We start from the raw sequence: 13,045 nt of genomic DNA, 5'->3' as shown, positions 1-13,045 counted from the left end.
ACGACGATGAAAGCAGTCTCTCGTGTTCACATCACCCCGCATATGCACTGGGATCGTGAGTGGTATTTCACCACCGAAGAATCACGCATTTTGCTGGTCAATAATATGGAGGAGATCCTTACCCGTCTGGAGCAGGATGCCGAATACAAATATTACGTGCTGGACGGGCAGACGGCGATACTGGAGGACTACTTCGCGGTGGTGCCGGAAAATAAAGAGCGGGTCAGACGACTGGTTCAGGCCGGGAAGCTGATTATCGGCCCGTGGTATACCCAGACGGATACCACTCTTGTTTCCGGTGAATCGATTGTGCGTAACCTGATGTATGGGATGCGTGACTGTCTGGCCTTTGGCGAGCCGATGAAAATTGGCTATCTGCCGGACTCGTTTGGCATGTCCGGCCAGCTTCCGCATATTTACAACGGCTTTGGCATCACCCGCACCCTGTTCTGGCGCGGTTGTTCAGAACGCCACGGCACCGATAAAACCGAGTTTCTGTGGCAGAGTCGCGATGGCAGCGAAGTGGTGGCGCAGGTGCTGCCGCTGGGCTACGCGATTGGTAAGTACTTACCGGAGGACGAAGCCGGATTACGTAAACGGCTCGACGGTTATTTCGAGGTGCTGGAAAAGGCATCGGTAACAAAAGAGATCCTGCTGCCTAACGGTCACGACCAGATGCCGCTTCAGCAAAATATCTTTGCGGTGATGGATAAGTTGCGGGAAATTTATCCCCAACGGACTTTTGTCATGAGTCGTTTCGAGGAGGTCTTTGAACGCACAGAGGCCCATCGCGAGCAATTAGCCACCCTGAAGGGCGAATTTATCGACGGCAAATACATGCGCGTACACCGCACCATAGGCTCGACGCGGATGGACATCAAAATCGCTCACGCGCGGATCGAAAATAAGATCGTCAATCTTCTCGAACCGCTGGCGACGCTGGCATGGACGCTGGGTTTTGATTACCACCACGGTCTGCTGGAAAAAATGTGGAAGGAGATATTAAAGAATCACGCCCACGACAGCATCGGCTGTTGCTGTAGTGACCCGGTGCACCGCGAAATTGCGGCGCGATTTATGCTGGCGGAAGACATGGCCGACAACCTGATCCGTTTTTATCTGCGTAAAGTGGTGGACAACATGCCCCACAGCGACGCCGACAAACTGGTGCTGTTTAACCTGATGCCGTGGCCGCGTGAAGAGGTCATTAATACCACCCTTCGCCTGCGCGCCAGCCAGTTCAGCCTGCGTGATGACCGAGGGAACGCTGTGCCTTATTTCATTCGTGAGGAGCGAGAGCTGGACCCGGGGCTGATCGACCGTCAAATCGTTCACTACGGCAACTACGACCCGTTTATGGAGTACGACATCCAGATTCATCAGATCGTCCCGTCGATGGGGTACCGCACCCTGTACATTGATGCCAATGTCCCTGGACATCAGCTTGCCGCGAAAACGACCCCGGAAACGTTGCTGGAGAACGCTTTCTGGCAAATTTCGCTCAATGAAGACGGCACGCTGCGCCTGTATGATAAAGACAGCGGCGTCTGTTATGACCGGGTGCTGGAGCTGGAAGAAGGTTCTGACGATGGCGATGAATATGATTATTCGCCAGCAAGAGAAGAGTGGCGGCTGACGTCGGCCGGTGTGCAACCCCACTGCGAGATCCGCCATGAGGCGTGGCAGAGCCAGGCGCTGATCCGTTATGACCTGGCGGTTCCGCGTGATCTCGCTGAACGCGCCCTGCGCCAGCGCAGCGGCAGGGTAGGGGTGGAGATTGCGGTGACGCTTTCCCATAACAGCAGACGAATTGATGTCGGAATAACACTGGACAACCAGGCCGACGATCATCGGGTGCGGGTATTAATTCCAACGCCTTTTACTACCGATCAGGTGTTGGCGGATACCCAGTTTGGCTCTGTGACGCGTCCGGTAGAGGACGACGCGATGACCAACTGGCGGGAAGAAGGGTGGAAAGAGGCGCCTGTGCCGGTATGGAATCTGCTCAATTATGCTGCGTTACAGGAAGGGCGTAACGGGTTGGCGGTCTTTACGGAAGGTTTGCGCGAATTTGAGGTGACGGGCGAGGAGAAAAAAACTTTCGCCATTACGCTCTTGCGCGGCGTGGGGCTACTGGGTAAAGAGGATTTACTGCTGCGCCCAGGGCGTCCTTCCGGCATCAAAATGCCGGTACCGGATTCACAACTGCGGGGAACCCTGCATTGTCGGCTAAGTCTGTTTAGCTTTAGCGGTACGCCGTTCTCTGCGGGTGTGGCGCAACAGGCGCGGGCGTGGCTGACGCCGGTACAGTGTTACAATAAAATTCCGTGGGACGCGATGAAGCTCAACAAGGCCCGTTTTACGGTACCTGAGCGTTACAGTTTACTGACCATGCCGCCCGTCGGCTGCCAGATAAGCGCGCTAAAGAAAGCGGAAGACGGCGAAGCGCTGATTTTGCGCCTGTTTAATCCGTCGGACAGCACGTCGAGTGATACCACCGTCACCTTTACCCGGACGGTGGCAAACTGCGCGGAAGTGATGATGAGCGAGCAGGTCGTTTCGGCTCACGAGCGGGACGATAACCTTCCCGGGACGTTTTTACCCGGGCAATCGCGGACCTTCCGCTACCAGTTTGTCTGAAATGTCAGCAATCGAAACAACGCCACGCTTAGCGTGGCGTTGTTATTTTCACAATAATAACGTTGTGGTGTTAATTCAAATTAACCTTAAAGTAAAATTAATGTGAATGATGAAAGGCGGGCTTTTCAGACGCGACGAAAATGATACCCGGACTTCGAAAAATAGCCCCTCAGCAAACCCTGGCAGAACGGCCTGCCACGTTAATTAAAACACCGTCTTTTTATATAAGAATTTTATTGGCGTAACTCTGCAATCAATCAAAGACACACATGTGCAACATGTTTTTTACTTCGGTCACCGCATCTAAACATGGTTAACATAAAAGGGCGTTTTTGATTTAAATCAATGTTTAATGATTGGAAAAAGATAAGGAAACGCGATAAATTGTCGCCGATCAAATTGATGGAAAAGTGAGAAATTCGCTATAAATTGATCACTGTCGAAAAACGCAAATCTTCCTCAATAAAAACCTGTTTATTGTAAGGATTTTGCGGCGTAATATAATTGCGGGATCAATTTGAGTTTTTTATTAACATGTTTGTAACCTTTCACCCATTCTGTTTCCTTTTACGGAAAAAGGATACCGGTGAAGGCGCGCAAACAAATTTGTATTGGGGCATGCGTGTGACCCTTTCTAACGGGGTTCACTCTCGGAGTCTTCATGCGATGAGCAAGGAGTCATGATGTTAGATATAGTCGAACTGTCGCGCTTACAGTTTGCCTTGACCGCGATGTACCACTTCCTCTTTGTGCCACTGACGCTCGGTATGGCGTTTTTGCTGGCCATTATGGAAACGGTCTACGTCCTTTCCGGCAAACAGATTTATAAAGATATGACTAAGTTCTGGGGCAAGTTGTTTGGTATCAACTTTGCTCTGGGTGTGGCAACAGGGCTGACCATGGAGTTCCAGTTCGGGACAAACTGGTCTTACTATTCCCACTACGTTGGGGATATCTTCGGTGCGCCGCTGGCGATCGAAGGTCTGATGGCCTTCTTCCTCGAATCCACCTTTGTAGGTCTGTTCTTCTTTGGCTGGGATCGTCTGGGCAAAGTCCAGCACATGGCTGTTACCTGGCTGGTGGCATTAGGCTCTAACCTTTCTGCGCTGTGGATCCTGGTCGCTAACGGCTGGATGCAGAACCCTATCGCGTCGGATTTCAACTTTGAAACCATGCGCATGGAAATGGTGAGCTTCTCTGAACTGGTGCTCAACCCGGTTGCACAGGTGAAATTCGTTCATACCGTGGCGTCGGGTTATGTCACGGGTGCGATGTTCATCCTCGGTATCAGCGCTTACTATCTGCTGAAAGGCCGCGACATTGCCTTCGCTAAACGCTCCTTTGCCATTGCCGCCAGCTTCGGGATGGCCGCTGTATTGTCTGTTATCGTTCTGGGTGATGAGTCCGGTTACGAAATGGGCGACGTGCAGAAAACCAAACTCGCCGCCATCGAAGCCGAGTGGGAGACCCAGTCTGCACCGGCTGCCTTTACCCTGTTCGGTATTCCGGATCAGGATTCGCAGGAAAACAAATTTGCGATCCAGATCCCTTACGCGCTGGGTATTATCGCTACCCGCTCCGTCGATACGCCGGTGATCGGTCTGAAAGACCTGATGGTCCAGCACGAAGAACGTATCCGCAACGGGATGAAAGCGTATGAACTGCTCGAGCAACTGCGCGCCGGTTCTACCGACCAGACCGTTCGCGATCAGTTCAACAGCATGAAGAAAGACCTGGGCTACGGTCTGCTGCTGAAACGCTATACTCCGAACGTCTCCGACGCGACGGAAGCGCAGATCCAGCAGGCGACGAAAGATTCTATTCCTCGCGTTGCGCCGCTGTATTTCGCGTTCCGTATCATGGTGGCATGCGGCTTCCTGCTGCTGGCGATCATCGCGCTGTCCTTCTGGAGCGTTATCCGTAACCGCATCGGCGAGAAAAAATGGCTGCTGCGCGCTGCGCTGTATGGTATTCCACTGCCGTGGATCGCCGTAGAAGCGGGCTGGTTTGTTGCGGAATATGGCCGTCAGCCATGGGCTATCGGCGAAGTGCTGCCCACCGCCGTGGCGAACTCGTCGCTGACGGTAGGCGATTTGCTGTTCTCCATGTTCTTGATTTGCGGCCTGTACACCCTGTTCCTGGTGGCAGAACTGTTCCTGATGTTCAAGTTTGCACGCCTTGGCCCAAGCAGCCTGAAAACCGGTCGCTATCACTTTGAGCAGTCCACCGTGGCTTCTCAGCCGGCACGCTAAGACAGGAGTCGTCAAATGATCGATTATGAAGTACTACGTTTTATCTGGTGGCTGCTGGTTGGCGTTCTGCTGATTGGTTTTGCGGTTACCGATGGCTTCGACATGGGGGTGGGCATGCTCACCCGTTTCCTCGGTCGTAACGACACCGAGCGTCGAATTATGATTAACTCCATCGCCCCGCACTGGGACGGTAACCAGGTGTGGCTGATCACCGCCGGCGGCGCGCTGTTCGCCGCCTGGCCGATGGTCTATGCCGCCGCGTTCTCCGGTTTCTATGTGGCGATGATCCTCGTGCTGGCATCGTTATTCTTCCGTCCGGTCGGTTTTGACTACCGTTCCAAGATTGAAGATCCGCGCTGGCGCAACATGTGGGACTGGGGCGTGTTCATCGGTAGCTTTGTGCCGCCGCTGGTGATTGGCGTGGCGTTTGGTAACCTGTTGCAGGGCGTACCGTTCCATGTCGACGAGTATCTGCGTCTCTACTACACCGGTAACTTCTTCCAGTTGCTGAACCCGTTCGGTCTGCTGGCAGGCGTGATCAGCGTTGGGATGATCATCACCCAGGGCGCGACCTACCTGCAAATGCGTACCGTGGGCGAACTGCATCTGCGTGCCCGCGCGACCTCACAGATCGCCGCGCTGGTCACGCTGGTCTGCTTCGCGCTGGCGGGTGTCTGGGTGATGTACGGTATCGACGGTTATGTGGTGACCTCTGCTATCGATCACCATGCCGCGTCTAACCCACTGACCAAAGAAGTGACTCGTGAAGCGGGCGCATGGCTGGTGAACTTTAACAACGCACCGATCCTGTGGTTGATTCCGGCGCTGGGCGTGGTACTGCCGCTGCTGACGATCCTGACCTCGCGGATGGAAAAAGGGGCATGGGCGTTCCTGTTCTCTTCTCTGACGCTGGCCTGCATCATCCTGACCGCGGGCATCGCGATGTTCCCGTTCGTGATGCCTTCCAGCACCATGATGAATGCGAGCCTGACGATGTGGGATGCGACGTCCAGCCAGATGACGCTGAACCTGATGACCTGGGTTGCTGTGGTATTTGTGCCGATCATCCTGATCTACACCAGTTGGTGTTACTGGAAAATGTTCGGTCGTATTACCAAAGAACACATTGAAAGCAACACCCACTCTCTGTACTAAGTAAGGAGCAATTGTATGTGGTATTTCGCCTGGATTCTGGGAACGCTTCTTGCCTGTGCATTTGGGATCATCACCGCGCTGGCCCTTGAGCACGTCGAGGCAAGCAAAAACGGTCAAGAAGAACACTGATGAAACTTATCGCGATGCTGTATGCGATAATGGACAAGCGCCCGTTACGGGCGCTTTCTTTCGTCATGGCGCTGGTGTTAGCAGGATGTATGTTTTGGGATCCCTCCCGCTTCGCGGCAAAGACCAGTACGCTGGAAATCTGGCACGGTTTACTGCTGATGTGGGCCGTCTGCGCAGGCATCATACATGGCGTTGGTTTTCGCCCTCGCGCCGTGCACTGGCAAGGGATCTTCTCCCCTCTGCTGGCCGACATAGTCCTTATCGTGGGGCTGTTTTTCTTCTTCTTTTGAATAAGAAACATCCTGAAAGAACGATGGGCTTGCATAAGCCCATATATTTTTACTCTCCCTTAACTTCCCCCCATTCCCAAGCCCTGATAGCGCGCGTATAGTAGCAACGTTTAAAAGTTCTCTCTTTTGTTGCATTACCGGGATGTAAAGTGAATACAACGCGATATACAACAGCATTCTTGATGCGTCGCGAGGGCAATGACGCGAGTCACCAGACACTTGCAAACGTAAGTGACGGAGATGAGCGGATGGCGCCGACAACGAGGCCGCAGGAATGAATAAGTATATATTTCGATGGCCGGTTCGTGTCTATTATGAAGACACTGACGCCGGTGGGGTGGTTTACCACGCCAGCTATGTCGCTTTTTATGAAAGAGCGCGTACAGAGATGCTGCGTCATCACCACTTTAGTCAGCAGGTTTTGCTGGCAGAGCGAGTGGCCTTCGTGGTGCGTAAAATGACGCTGGAATACTATGCGCCTGCGCGACTCGACGACATGCTCGAAGTTCAGTCTGAAATTACGTCAATGCGTGGTACCTCAATGGTGTTCACGCAACGCATTGTCAACGCAGAAAACACGGTGCTCAATGAAGCAGAAGTGCTGATTGTTTGCGTTGATCCACTCAAAATGAAGCCTCGTGCGCTTCCCAAGTCCATTGTCGCGGAGTTTAAGCAGTGACTGACATGAATATCCTTGATTTGTTCCTGAAGGCTAGCCTTCTGGTTAAACTTATCATGTTGATTTTGATTGGTTTTTCAATCGCATCCTGGGCCATCATCATCCAGCGGACCCGTATTCTCAACGCTGCTGCGCGTGAAGCCGAAGCGTTTGAAGACAAATTCTGGTCCGGGATCGAACTGTCTCGCCTGTATCAGGAAAGCCAGGGCCGCCGCGATAGTCTGGCGGGGTCGGAACAAATCTTCTATAGCGGGTTCAAAGAGTTTGCCCGCCTGCATCGGGCTAACAGCCATGCACCGGAAGCGATCGTTGAAGGCGCCTCCCGGGCGATGCGCATCTCAATGAACCGCGAGCTTGAGAATCTTGAGACGCACATTCCGTTCCTCGGCACCGTTGGTTCTATCAGCCCGTATATCGGTCTGTTTGGTACCGTGTGGGGGATTATGCATGCGTTTATCGCCCTGGGGGCGGTAAAACAGGCCACCCTGCAGATGGTCGCGCCGGGGATCGCGGAAGCGCTGATCGCGACGGCGATTGGTCTCTTTGCGGCGATCCCTGCGGTTATGGCCTACAACCGCCTGAACCAGCGTGTGAACAAGCTGGAATTGAATTACGACAACTTTATGGAAGAGTTTACCGCGATTCTGCACCGTCAGGCGTTTACCGTTAGCGAGAGCAACAAGGGGTAAACCATGGCGAGATCGCGTGGACGGGGTCGTCGCGACCTGAAGTCCGAAATCAACATCGTACCGTTGCTCGACGTGCTGCTGGTGCTGCTGCTGATCTTTATGGCGACAGCGCCGATCATTACCCAGAGCGTGGAAGTCGATCTGCCGGACGCCACGGAGTCGCAGGCGGTGAGCAGTAACGACAATCCGCCGGTGATTATTGAAGTGTCCGGGGTAGGGCAGTACAGCGTGGTAGTGGAAAAAGATCGTATGGATCAACTGCCGCCGGAACAGGTTGTTGCGGAAGCGAAAAGCCGCCTGGAATCCAATCCGAAAACGGTCTTCTTAATCGGTGGCGCGAAAGACGTGCCTTACGATGAAATAATTAAAGCGCTGAACTTGTTACACAGCGCGGGTGTGAAGTCGGTCGGCTTAATGACCCAGCCTATCTGATCATCCGCTTCTCTGGCGTGAAAAGAGCGTGTAACAGGCGAACAGTTTTTGGGAACCGAGAGTGTCAAAGGCAACCGAACAAAACGACAAGCTCAAGCGGGCGATAATTATTTCAGCGGTGCTGCATGTCATCTTATTTGCAGTGCTGATCTGGAGTTCGTTCGATGAGCATATAGAGGCTTCAGCCGGCGGCGGCGGTGGTTCTTCCATCGATGCCGTGATGGTTGATCCTGGCGCCGTGGTTCAGCAGTACGAACGTCAGCAGCAGCAACAGTCCAGCGCGCAGCGTGCTAAAGAGCAGCGTGAAAAACTGGCGCAACAGCAGGCGGAAGAGCTTCGCGAGAAGCAGGCTGCGGAACAGGAACGGCTTAAGCAGATTGAAAAAGAGCGCTTAGCGGCGCAGGAACAGCAAAAGCAGGCCGAGGCTGAGGCGAAGAAAGCGCAGGAGCAGCAGAAACAGGCTGAGGAAGCCGCGAAGAAAGCTGCCGCCGACGCAAAAGCGAAAGCGGACGCGCAGGCGAAAGAAGCGGCGGAGGCGGCGAAAAAGGCCGCTGCTGACGCGAAGAAGAAAGCCGAAGCCGAGGCGGCGAAAGCGGCCGCGGATGCGAAGAAAAAGGCGGAAGCGGAGGCTGCTAAGCAGGCTCAGGCCGACGCGGAGAAGAAAGCGGCCGCAGAAAAAGCCGCTGCAGCCAAAGCGGCAGCCGCTGAAAAAGCGGCGGCCGAGAAGAAAGCCGCCGCCGAAAAGGCCGCCGCAGAGAAAAAAGCCGCTGCGGAGAAAGCGGCTGCCGATAAGAAAGCGGCAGCGGCTAAAAAAGCGGCCGCAGAAAAAGCCGCTGCGGAAAAGGCCGCGGCAGCAGCAGGCGTGGACGATCTGCTGGGCGACTTAAGCTCCGGTAAGAATGCGCCGAAAACCGGCGGTGGGGCGAAAGGGAACAACGCTTCTCCGGCGGGGAGTGGTAATACTAAAAATAATGGCGCATCAGGCGCGGATATCAGTAACTATGCCGGGCAGATCAAATCTGCTATCGAGAGCAAGTTTTATGACGCATCGTCCTATACAGGCAAGACCTGTACGCTGCGGATAAAACTCGCGCCGGACGGCCTGCTGCTGGATATTCAGTCTGAAGGTGGCGATCCGGCGCTTTGTCAGGCAGCGCTTGCGGCGGCCCGACAGGCGAAGATTCCAAAACCGCCAAGCCAGGCAGTGTATGAAGTGTTTAAAAACGCGCCTCTGGACTTTAAACCGTAAGCTAAACTTTCCCCGTCACCGCGGGGAAAACAAACGTCGGCAGTCCCTGGGTTTCGGTAGTTTTGTGTATTTGAGTTTGTTAACATTCTGCTAAATTATCGTGGGCTTTCCGTCCAGATAAGGGAGATATGATGAAGCAGGCATTACGAGTAGCATTTGGTTTTCTGATGCTGTGGGCGGCGGTGCTGCACGCAGAAGTCCGTATCGAGATCACCCAGGGGGTGGACTCGGCGCGCCCGATTGGCGTTGTGCCATTCCAGTGGGCGGGGCCGGGGGCGGCGCCTGAAGATATCGGCGGCATCGTTGGCGCAGACTTGCGTAACAGCGGGAAATTTAACCCATTAGATCGCTCCCGTCTGCCGCAGCAGCCGGGTACCGCGCAGGAGGTTCAGCCTGCGGCATGGTCTGCGCTGGGTATCGACGCGGTGGTTGTCGGTCAGGTAACGCCGAATCCGGACGGTTCCTATAATGTCGCCTATCAACTGGTTGACACTGGCGGCGCGCCGGGTACTGTACTGGCCCAGAACTCTTACAAAGTGAATAAGCAGTGGTTGCGCTATGCGGGCCATACCGCCAGTGATGAAGTGTTCGAAAAGCTGACCGGCATTAAGGGCGCTTTCCGTACCCGTATCGCTTACGTTGTGCAGACAAACGGCGGTCAGTTCCCGTATGAGCTGCGCGTCTCTGACTACGATGGTTACAACCAGTTCGTGGTTCACCGTTCCCCGCAGCCGCTGATGTCTCCGGCGTGGTCTCCGGATGGCTCGAAACTGGCTTATGTCACCTTTGAAAGCGGTCGTTCTGCGCTGGTTATTCAGACATTATCTAACGGTGCGGTGCGTCAGGTTGCCTCTTTCCCGCGTCACAACGGTGCGCCTGCGTTCTCTCCGGACGGCAGCAAACTGGCGTTTGCCCTGTCAAAAACCGGTAGTCTGAACCTGTACGTGATGGATATCGGCTCCGGTCAGATCCGTCAGGTAACCGATGGTCGCAGCAACAACACGGAACCGACCTGGTTCCCGGACAGCCAGAACCTGGCCTTTACCTCTGACCAGGCCGGACGTCCACAGGTGTATAAAGTTAACGTCAACGGCGGTGCTCCGCAGCGTATTACCTGGGAAGGTTCACAAAACCAGGATGCTGATGTCAGCAGCGACGGGAAATTTATGGTAATGGTAAGCACGACTAACGGTCAGCAGCACATTGCCAAACAAGATCTGGTAGCGGGTGGCGTACAGGTTCTGTCGTCAACGTTCCTGGACGAAACGCCAAGTCTGGCACCTAACGGCACTATGGTTATCTACAGCTCTTCTCAGGGGATGGGATCCGTGCTGAATTTGGTTTCTACAGATGGGCGTTTCAAAGCGCGTCTTCCGGCAACTGATGGACAGGTTAAATTCCCTGCCTGGTCGCCGTATCTGTGATAATAAATAATTGATTAATAAAGGAATCATTGAAATGCAACTGAACAAAGTGCTGAAAGGGCTGATGATTGCTCTGCCTGTTATGGCTATTGCGGCATGTTCTTCCAACAAGAACGCCAGCAATGACGGCAGCGAAGGCATGCTGGGTGCCGGCACTGGTATGGATGCAAACGGCAGCGGCGGCAACATGTCCTCCGAAGAGCAGGCGCGTCTGCAAATGCAACAGCTCCAGCAGAACAACATCGTTTACTTCGATCTGGACAAGTACGATATCCGTTCTGACTTCGCTGCGATGCTGGATGCGCACGCAAACTTCCTGCGTAGCAACCCGTCTTACAAAGTCACCGTAGAAGGTCACGCGGACGAACGTGGTACGCCTGAGTACAACATCTCCCTGGGTGAACGTCGTGCGAACGCTGTTAAGATGTACCTGCAGGGTAAAGGCGTTTCTGCTGACCAGATCTCCATCGTTTCTTACGGTAAAGAAAAACCTGCAGTACTGGGTCATGACGAAGCGGCGTATGCCAAAAACCGTCGTGCCGTACTGGTTTACTAAGAGAATTGCATGAGCAGTAACTTCAGACATCATGTGTTGAGTCTGTCGTTACTGGTTGGCATAGCGGCCCCCTGGGCCGCTTTTGCTCAAGCGCCAATCAGTAGTGTCGGCTCAGGCTCGGTCGAAGACCGTGTCACTCAACTCGAGCGTATTTCGAATGCTCACAGCCAGCTTTTAACCCAACTCCAGCAACAACTCTCTGATAATCAGGCCGATATCGATTCCCTGCGTGGTCAAATTCAGGAAAGCCAATATCAACTGAATCAGGTCGTTGAACGCCAGAAGCAGATCCTGCTGCAGATTGACAGTCTGAACAGCGGTGGCGCAGCCGCGCAGTCCGCGGGCGGCGCTCAGGGGGGGACGGCGACGGGCGCAGCGACGGCAGCACCGGATGCAGGGGCGGCAGCCACTGGCGCGCCGGTCCAGAGCGGTGACGCCAATACCGACTATAATGCGGCAATTGCGCTGGTGCAGGATAAATCCCGCCAGGATGACGCGATTGCGGCATTCCAGAATTTCATCAAGAAATACCCGGATTCAACCTATCAGCCGAATGCCAACTACTGGCTCGGTCAGTTGAATTACAACAAGGGTAAAAAAGATGATGCCGCGTTTTATTTCGCCTCGGTGGTGAAGAACTACCCGAAGTCGCCTAAAGCCGCTGACGCGATGTATAAAGTCGGTGTGATCATGCAGGACAAAGGTGATACTGCGAAAGCGAAAGCGGTTTATCAGCAGGTTATCAGCAAATACCCAGGTACTGATGGGGCGAAACAGGCGCAAAAACGTCTCGGCGCGATGTAATGCACACCATACGACCAGAAATCGAATTATTTCTGGTCGTGTCGTGCGATTCATAAGCAGTTGAGTGATCTACATCGAAATTTTAGTTGCGCTGAAATCTGAAATCAGTAATATATGCCGCCGTTGCCACGGGATATCAAACAAACCGAAAGCAGCGCAAAAGTGGGTCGTTAGCTCAGTTGGTAGAGCAGTTGACTTTTAATCAATTGGTCGCAGGTTCGAATCCTGCACGACCCACCAATCGTTACGGTGGAAAGCGATAATTAAACGTGAAGGATAACGTTGCGTCAGCAACGGCGCCGTAGGGCGAGGCAAAGCCGAGTCATCCTGCACGACCCATCAGTAAGACAGTAGTATCCAGCGAAGTATCGGGTGATTAGCTCAGCTGGGAGAGCACCTCCCTTACAAGGAGGGGGTCGGCGGTTCGATCCCGTCATCACCCACCACTCGGGTCGTTAGCTCAGTTGGTAGAGCAGTTGACTTTTAATCAATTGGTCGCAGGTTCGAATCCTGCACGACCCACCAGTTTAACATCGAACTCAGATGTTAAACGTGTAGGATAACGTTGCGACAGCAACGGCGCCATAGGGCGAGGCGAAGCCAAAACATCCTGCACGATAACCCATGTTGAATGGGTACCGAGTCAAAATCTTCAGGCGACACCCTAAAGGGTCGTTAGCTCAGTTGGTAGAGCAGTTGACTTTTAATCAATTGGTCGCAGGTTCGAATCCTGCACGACCCACCAT

12 protein-coding genes and 4 tRNA genes are annotated in these 13,045 nt (G+C 53.8%); all 16 read left to right on the top strand.

What is annotated here, in order from left to right; translation table 11 throughout:
- Window positions 1–6 precede the first annotated feature (6 nt).
- Window positions 7–2,640, top strand: coding sequence for a mannosylglycerate hydrolase (mngB, locus tag OGY07_RS18020; RefSeq protein ID WP_286602175.1), 2,634 nt, complete (start codon window positions 7–9; stop codon window positions 2,638–2,640).
- Window positions 2,641–3,323: 683 nt separating this feature from the next.
- The gene (gene cydA, locus OGY07_RS18015; protein WP_286602722.1) at window positions 3,324–4,892 is read left to right on the top strand and encodes a cytochrome ubiquinol oxidase subunit I; all 1,569 of its coding nucleotides are present in this window, start codon (window positions 3,324–3,326) and stop codon (window positions 4,890–4,892) included.
- A gap of 15 nt (window positions 4,893–4,907) precedes the next feature.
- Window positions 4,908–6,047: a cytochrome d ubiquinol oxidase subunit II gene (gene cydB, locus OGY07_RS18010; RefSeq protein ID WP_042285264.1), complete on the top strand. Its 1,140-nt coding sequence runs from the start codon at window positions 4,908–4,910 to the stop codon at window positions 6,045–6,047.
- A gap of 15 nt (window positions 6,048–6,062) precedes the next feature.
- A complete protein-coding gene (gene cydX, locus OGY07_RS18005) occupies window positions 6,063–6,176 on the top strand; it encodes a cytochrome bd-I oxidase subunit CydX (RefSeq protein WP_042285261.1) in 114 nt (37 codons plus the stop codon).
- Window positions 6,173–6,466 (top strand): cyd operon protein YbgE, encoded by a 294-nt coding sequence (gene ybgE / locus OGY07_RS18000; protein WP_120714852.1) that lies wholly within the window; start codon window positions 6,173–6,175, stop codon window positions 6,464–6,466. Before cydX ends, ybgE begins: the two co-directional genes overlap by 4 nt.
- A 274-nt stretch (window positions 6,467–6,740) precedes the next feature.
- Entirely contained in the window at window positions 6,741–7,145 is a 405-nt protein-coding gene (gene ybgC, locus OGY07_RS17995) for a tol-pal system-associated acyl-CoA thioesterase (protein WP_042285256.1), read from the top strand.
- A complete protein-coding gene (gene tolQ / locus OGY07_RS17990; RefSeq protein ID WP_082636750.1) occupies window positions 7,142–7,834 on the top strand; it encodes a Tol-Pal system protein TolQ in 693 nt (230 codons plus the stop codon). The genes ybgC and tolQ overlap by 4 nt, the downstream gene beginning before the upstream one ends.
- 3 nt (window positions 7,835–7,837) lie before the next feature.
- Entirely contained in the window at window positions 7,838–8,266 is a 429-nt protein-coding gene (gene tolR, locus OGY07_RS17985; protein ID WP_042285249.1) for a colicin uptake protein TolR, read from the top strand.
- 61 nt (window positions 8,267–8,327) lie between these two features.
- Window positions 8,328–9,515: a cell envelope integrity protein TolA gene (gene tolA / locus OGY07_RS17980; RefSeq protein ID WP_042285245.1), complete on the top strand. Its 1,188-nt coding sequence runs from the start codon at window positions 8,328–8,330 to the stop codon at window positions 9,513–9,515.
- 131 nt (window positions 9,516–9,646) lie between these two features.
- Window positions 9,647–10,939: a Tol-Pal system beta propeller repeat protein TolB gene (tolB, locus tag OGY07_RS17975; RefSeq protein ID WP_042285242.1), complete on the top strand. Its 1,293-nt coding sequence runs from the start codon at window positions 9,647–9,649 to the stop codon at window positions 10,937–10,939.
- A gap of 34 nt (window positions 10,940–10,973) precedes the next feature.
- Window positions 10,974–11,495 (top strand): peptidoglycan-associated lipoprotein Pal, encoded by a 522-nt coding sequence (gene pal / locus OGY07_RS17970; RefSeq protein ID WP_012905064.1) that lies wholly within the window; start codon window positions 10,974–10,976, stop codon window positions 11,493–11,495.
- A 9-nt stretch (window positions 11,496–11,504) separates the two neighbouring features.
- Window positions 11,505–12,299 carry a cell division protein CpoB gene (gene cpoB, locus OGY07_RS17965; protein WP_042285238.1) on the top strand — a complete coding sequence of 265 codons (795 nt, stop codon included), beginning with the start codon at window positions 11,505–11,507 and terminating at the stop codon, window positions 12,297–12,299.
- Between the two features lie 164 nt (window positions 12,300–12,463).
- Window positions 12,464–12,539: transfer RNA gene (locus OGY07_RS17960), tRNA-Lys, on the top strand.
- Between the two features lie 130 nt (window positions 12,540–12,669).
- Window positions 12,670–12,745: transfer RNA gene (locus OGY07_RS17955), tRNA-Val, on the top strand.
- Between the two features lie 3 nt (window positions 12,746–12,748).
- A tRNA-Lys gene (locus OGY07_RS17950) sits at window positions 12,749–12,824 on the top strand.
- A gap of 144 nt (window positions 12,825–12,968) precedes the next feature.
- A tRNA-Lys gene (locus OGY07_RS17945) sits at window positions 12,969–13,044 on the top strand.
- Window position 13,045 lies beyond the last annotated feature (1 nt).

The organism is Citrobacter sp. Cs237 (assembly GCF_030332325.1).
Taxonomy (GTDB): Bacteria; Pseudomonadota; Gammaproteobacteria; order Enterobacterales; family Enterobacteriaceae; genus Citrobacter_A; species Citrobacter_A sedlakii.
The sequence above is the reverse complement of the archived record's forward strand: the minus strand, read 5'-3'. Positions and strand labels throughout refer to the sequence as shown.

Coding starts and splice junctions, on each gene's coding strand:
- mngB (WP_286602175.1), top strand. CDS start 7: ATGAAAGCAGTCTCTCGTGTTCACATCACCCCGCATATGCACTGGGAT.
- cydA (WP_286602722.1), top strand. CDS start 3,324: ATGTTAGATATAGTCGAACTGTCGCGCTTACAGTTTGCCTTGACCGCG.
- cydB (WP_042285264.1), top strand. CDS start 4,908: ATGATCGATTATGAAGTACTACGTTTTATCTGGTGGCTGCTGGTTGGC.
- cydX (WP_042285261.1), top strand. CDS start 6,063: ATGTGGTATTTCGCCTGGATTCTGGGAACGCTTCTTGCCTGTGCATTT.
- ybgC (WP_042285256.1), top strand. CDS start 6,741: ATGAATAAGTATATATTTCGATGGCCGGTTCGTGTCTATTATGAAGAC.
- tolR (WP_042285249.1), top strand. CDS start 7,838: ATGGCGAGATCGCGTGGACGGGGTCGTCGCGACCTGAAGTCCGAAATC.
- tolB (WP_042285242.1), top strand. CDS start 9,647: ATGAAGCAGGCATTACGAGTAGCATTTGGTTTTCTGATGCTGTGGGCG.
- pal (WP_012905064.1), top strand. CDS start 10,974: ATGCAACTGAACAAAGTGCTGAAAGGGCTGATGATTGCTCTGCCTGTT.
- cpoB (WP_042285238.1), top strand. CDS start 11,505: ATGAGCAGTAACTTCAGACATCATGTGTTGAGTCTGTCGTTACTGGTT.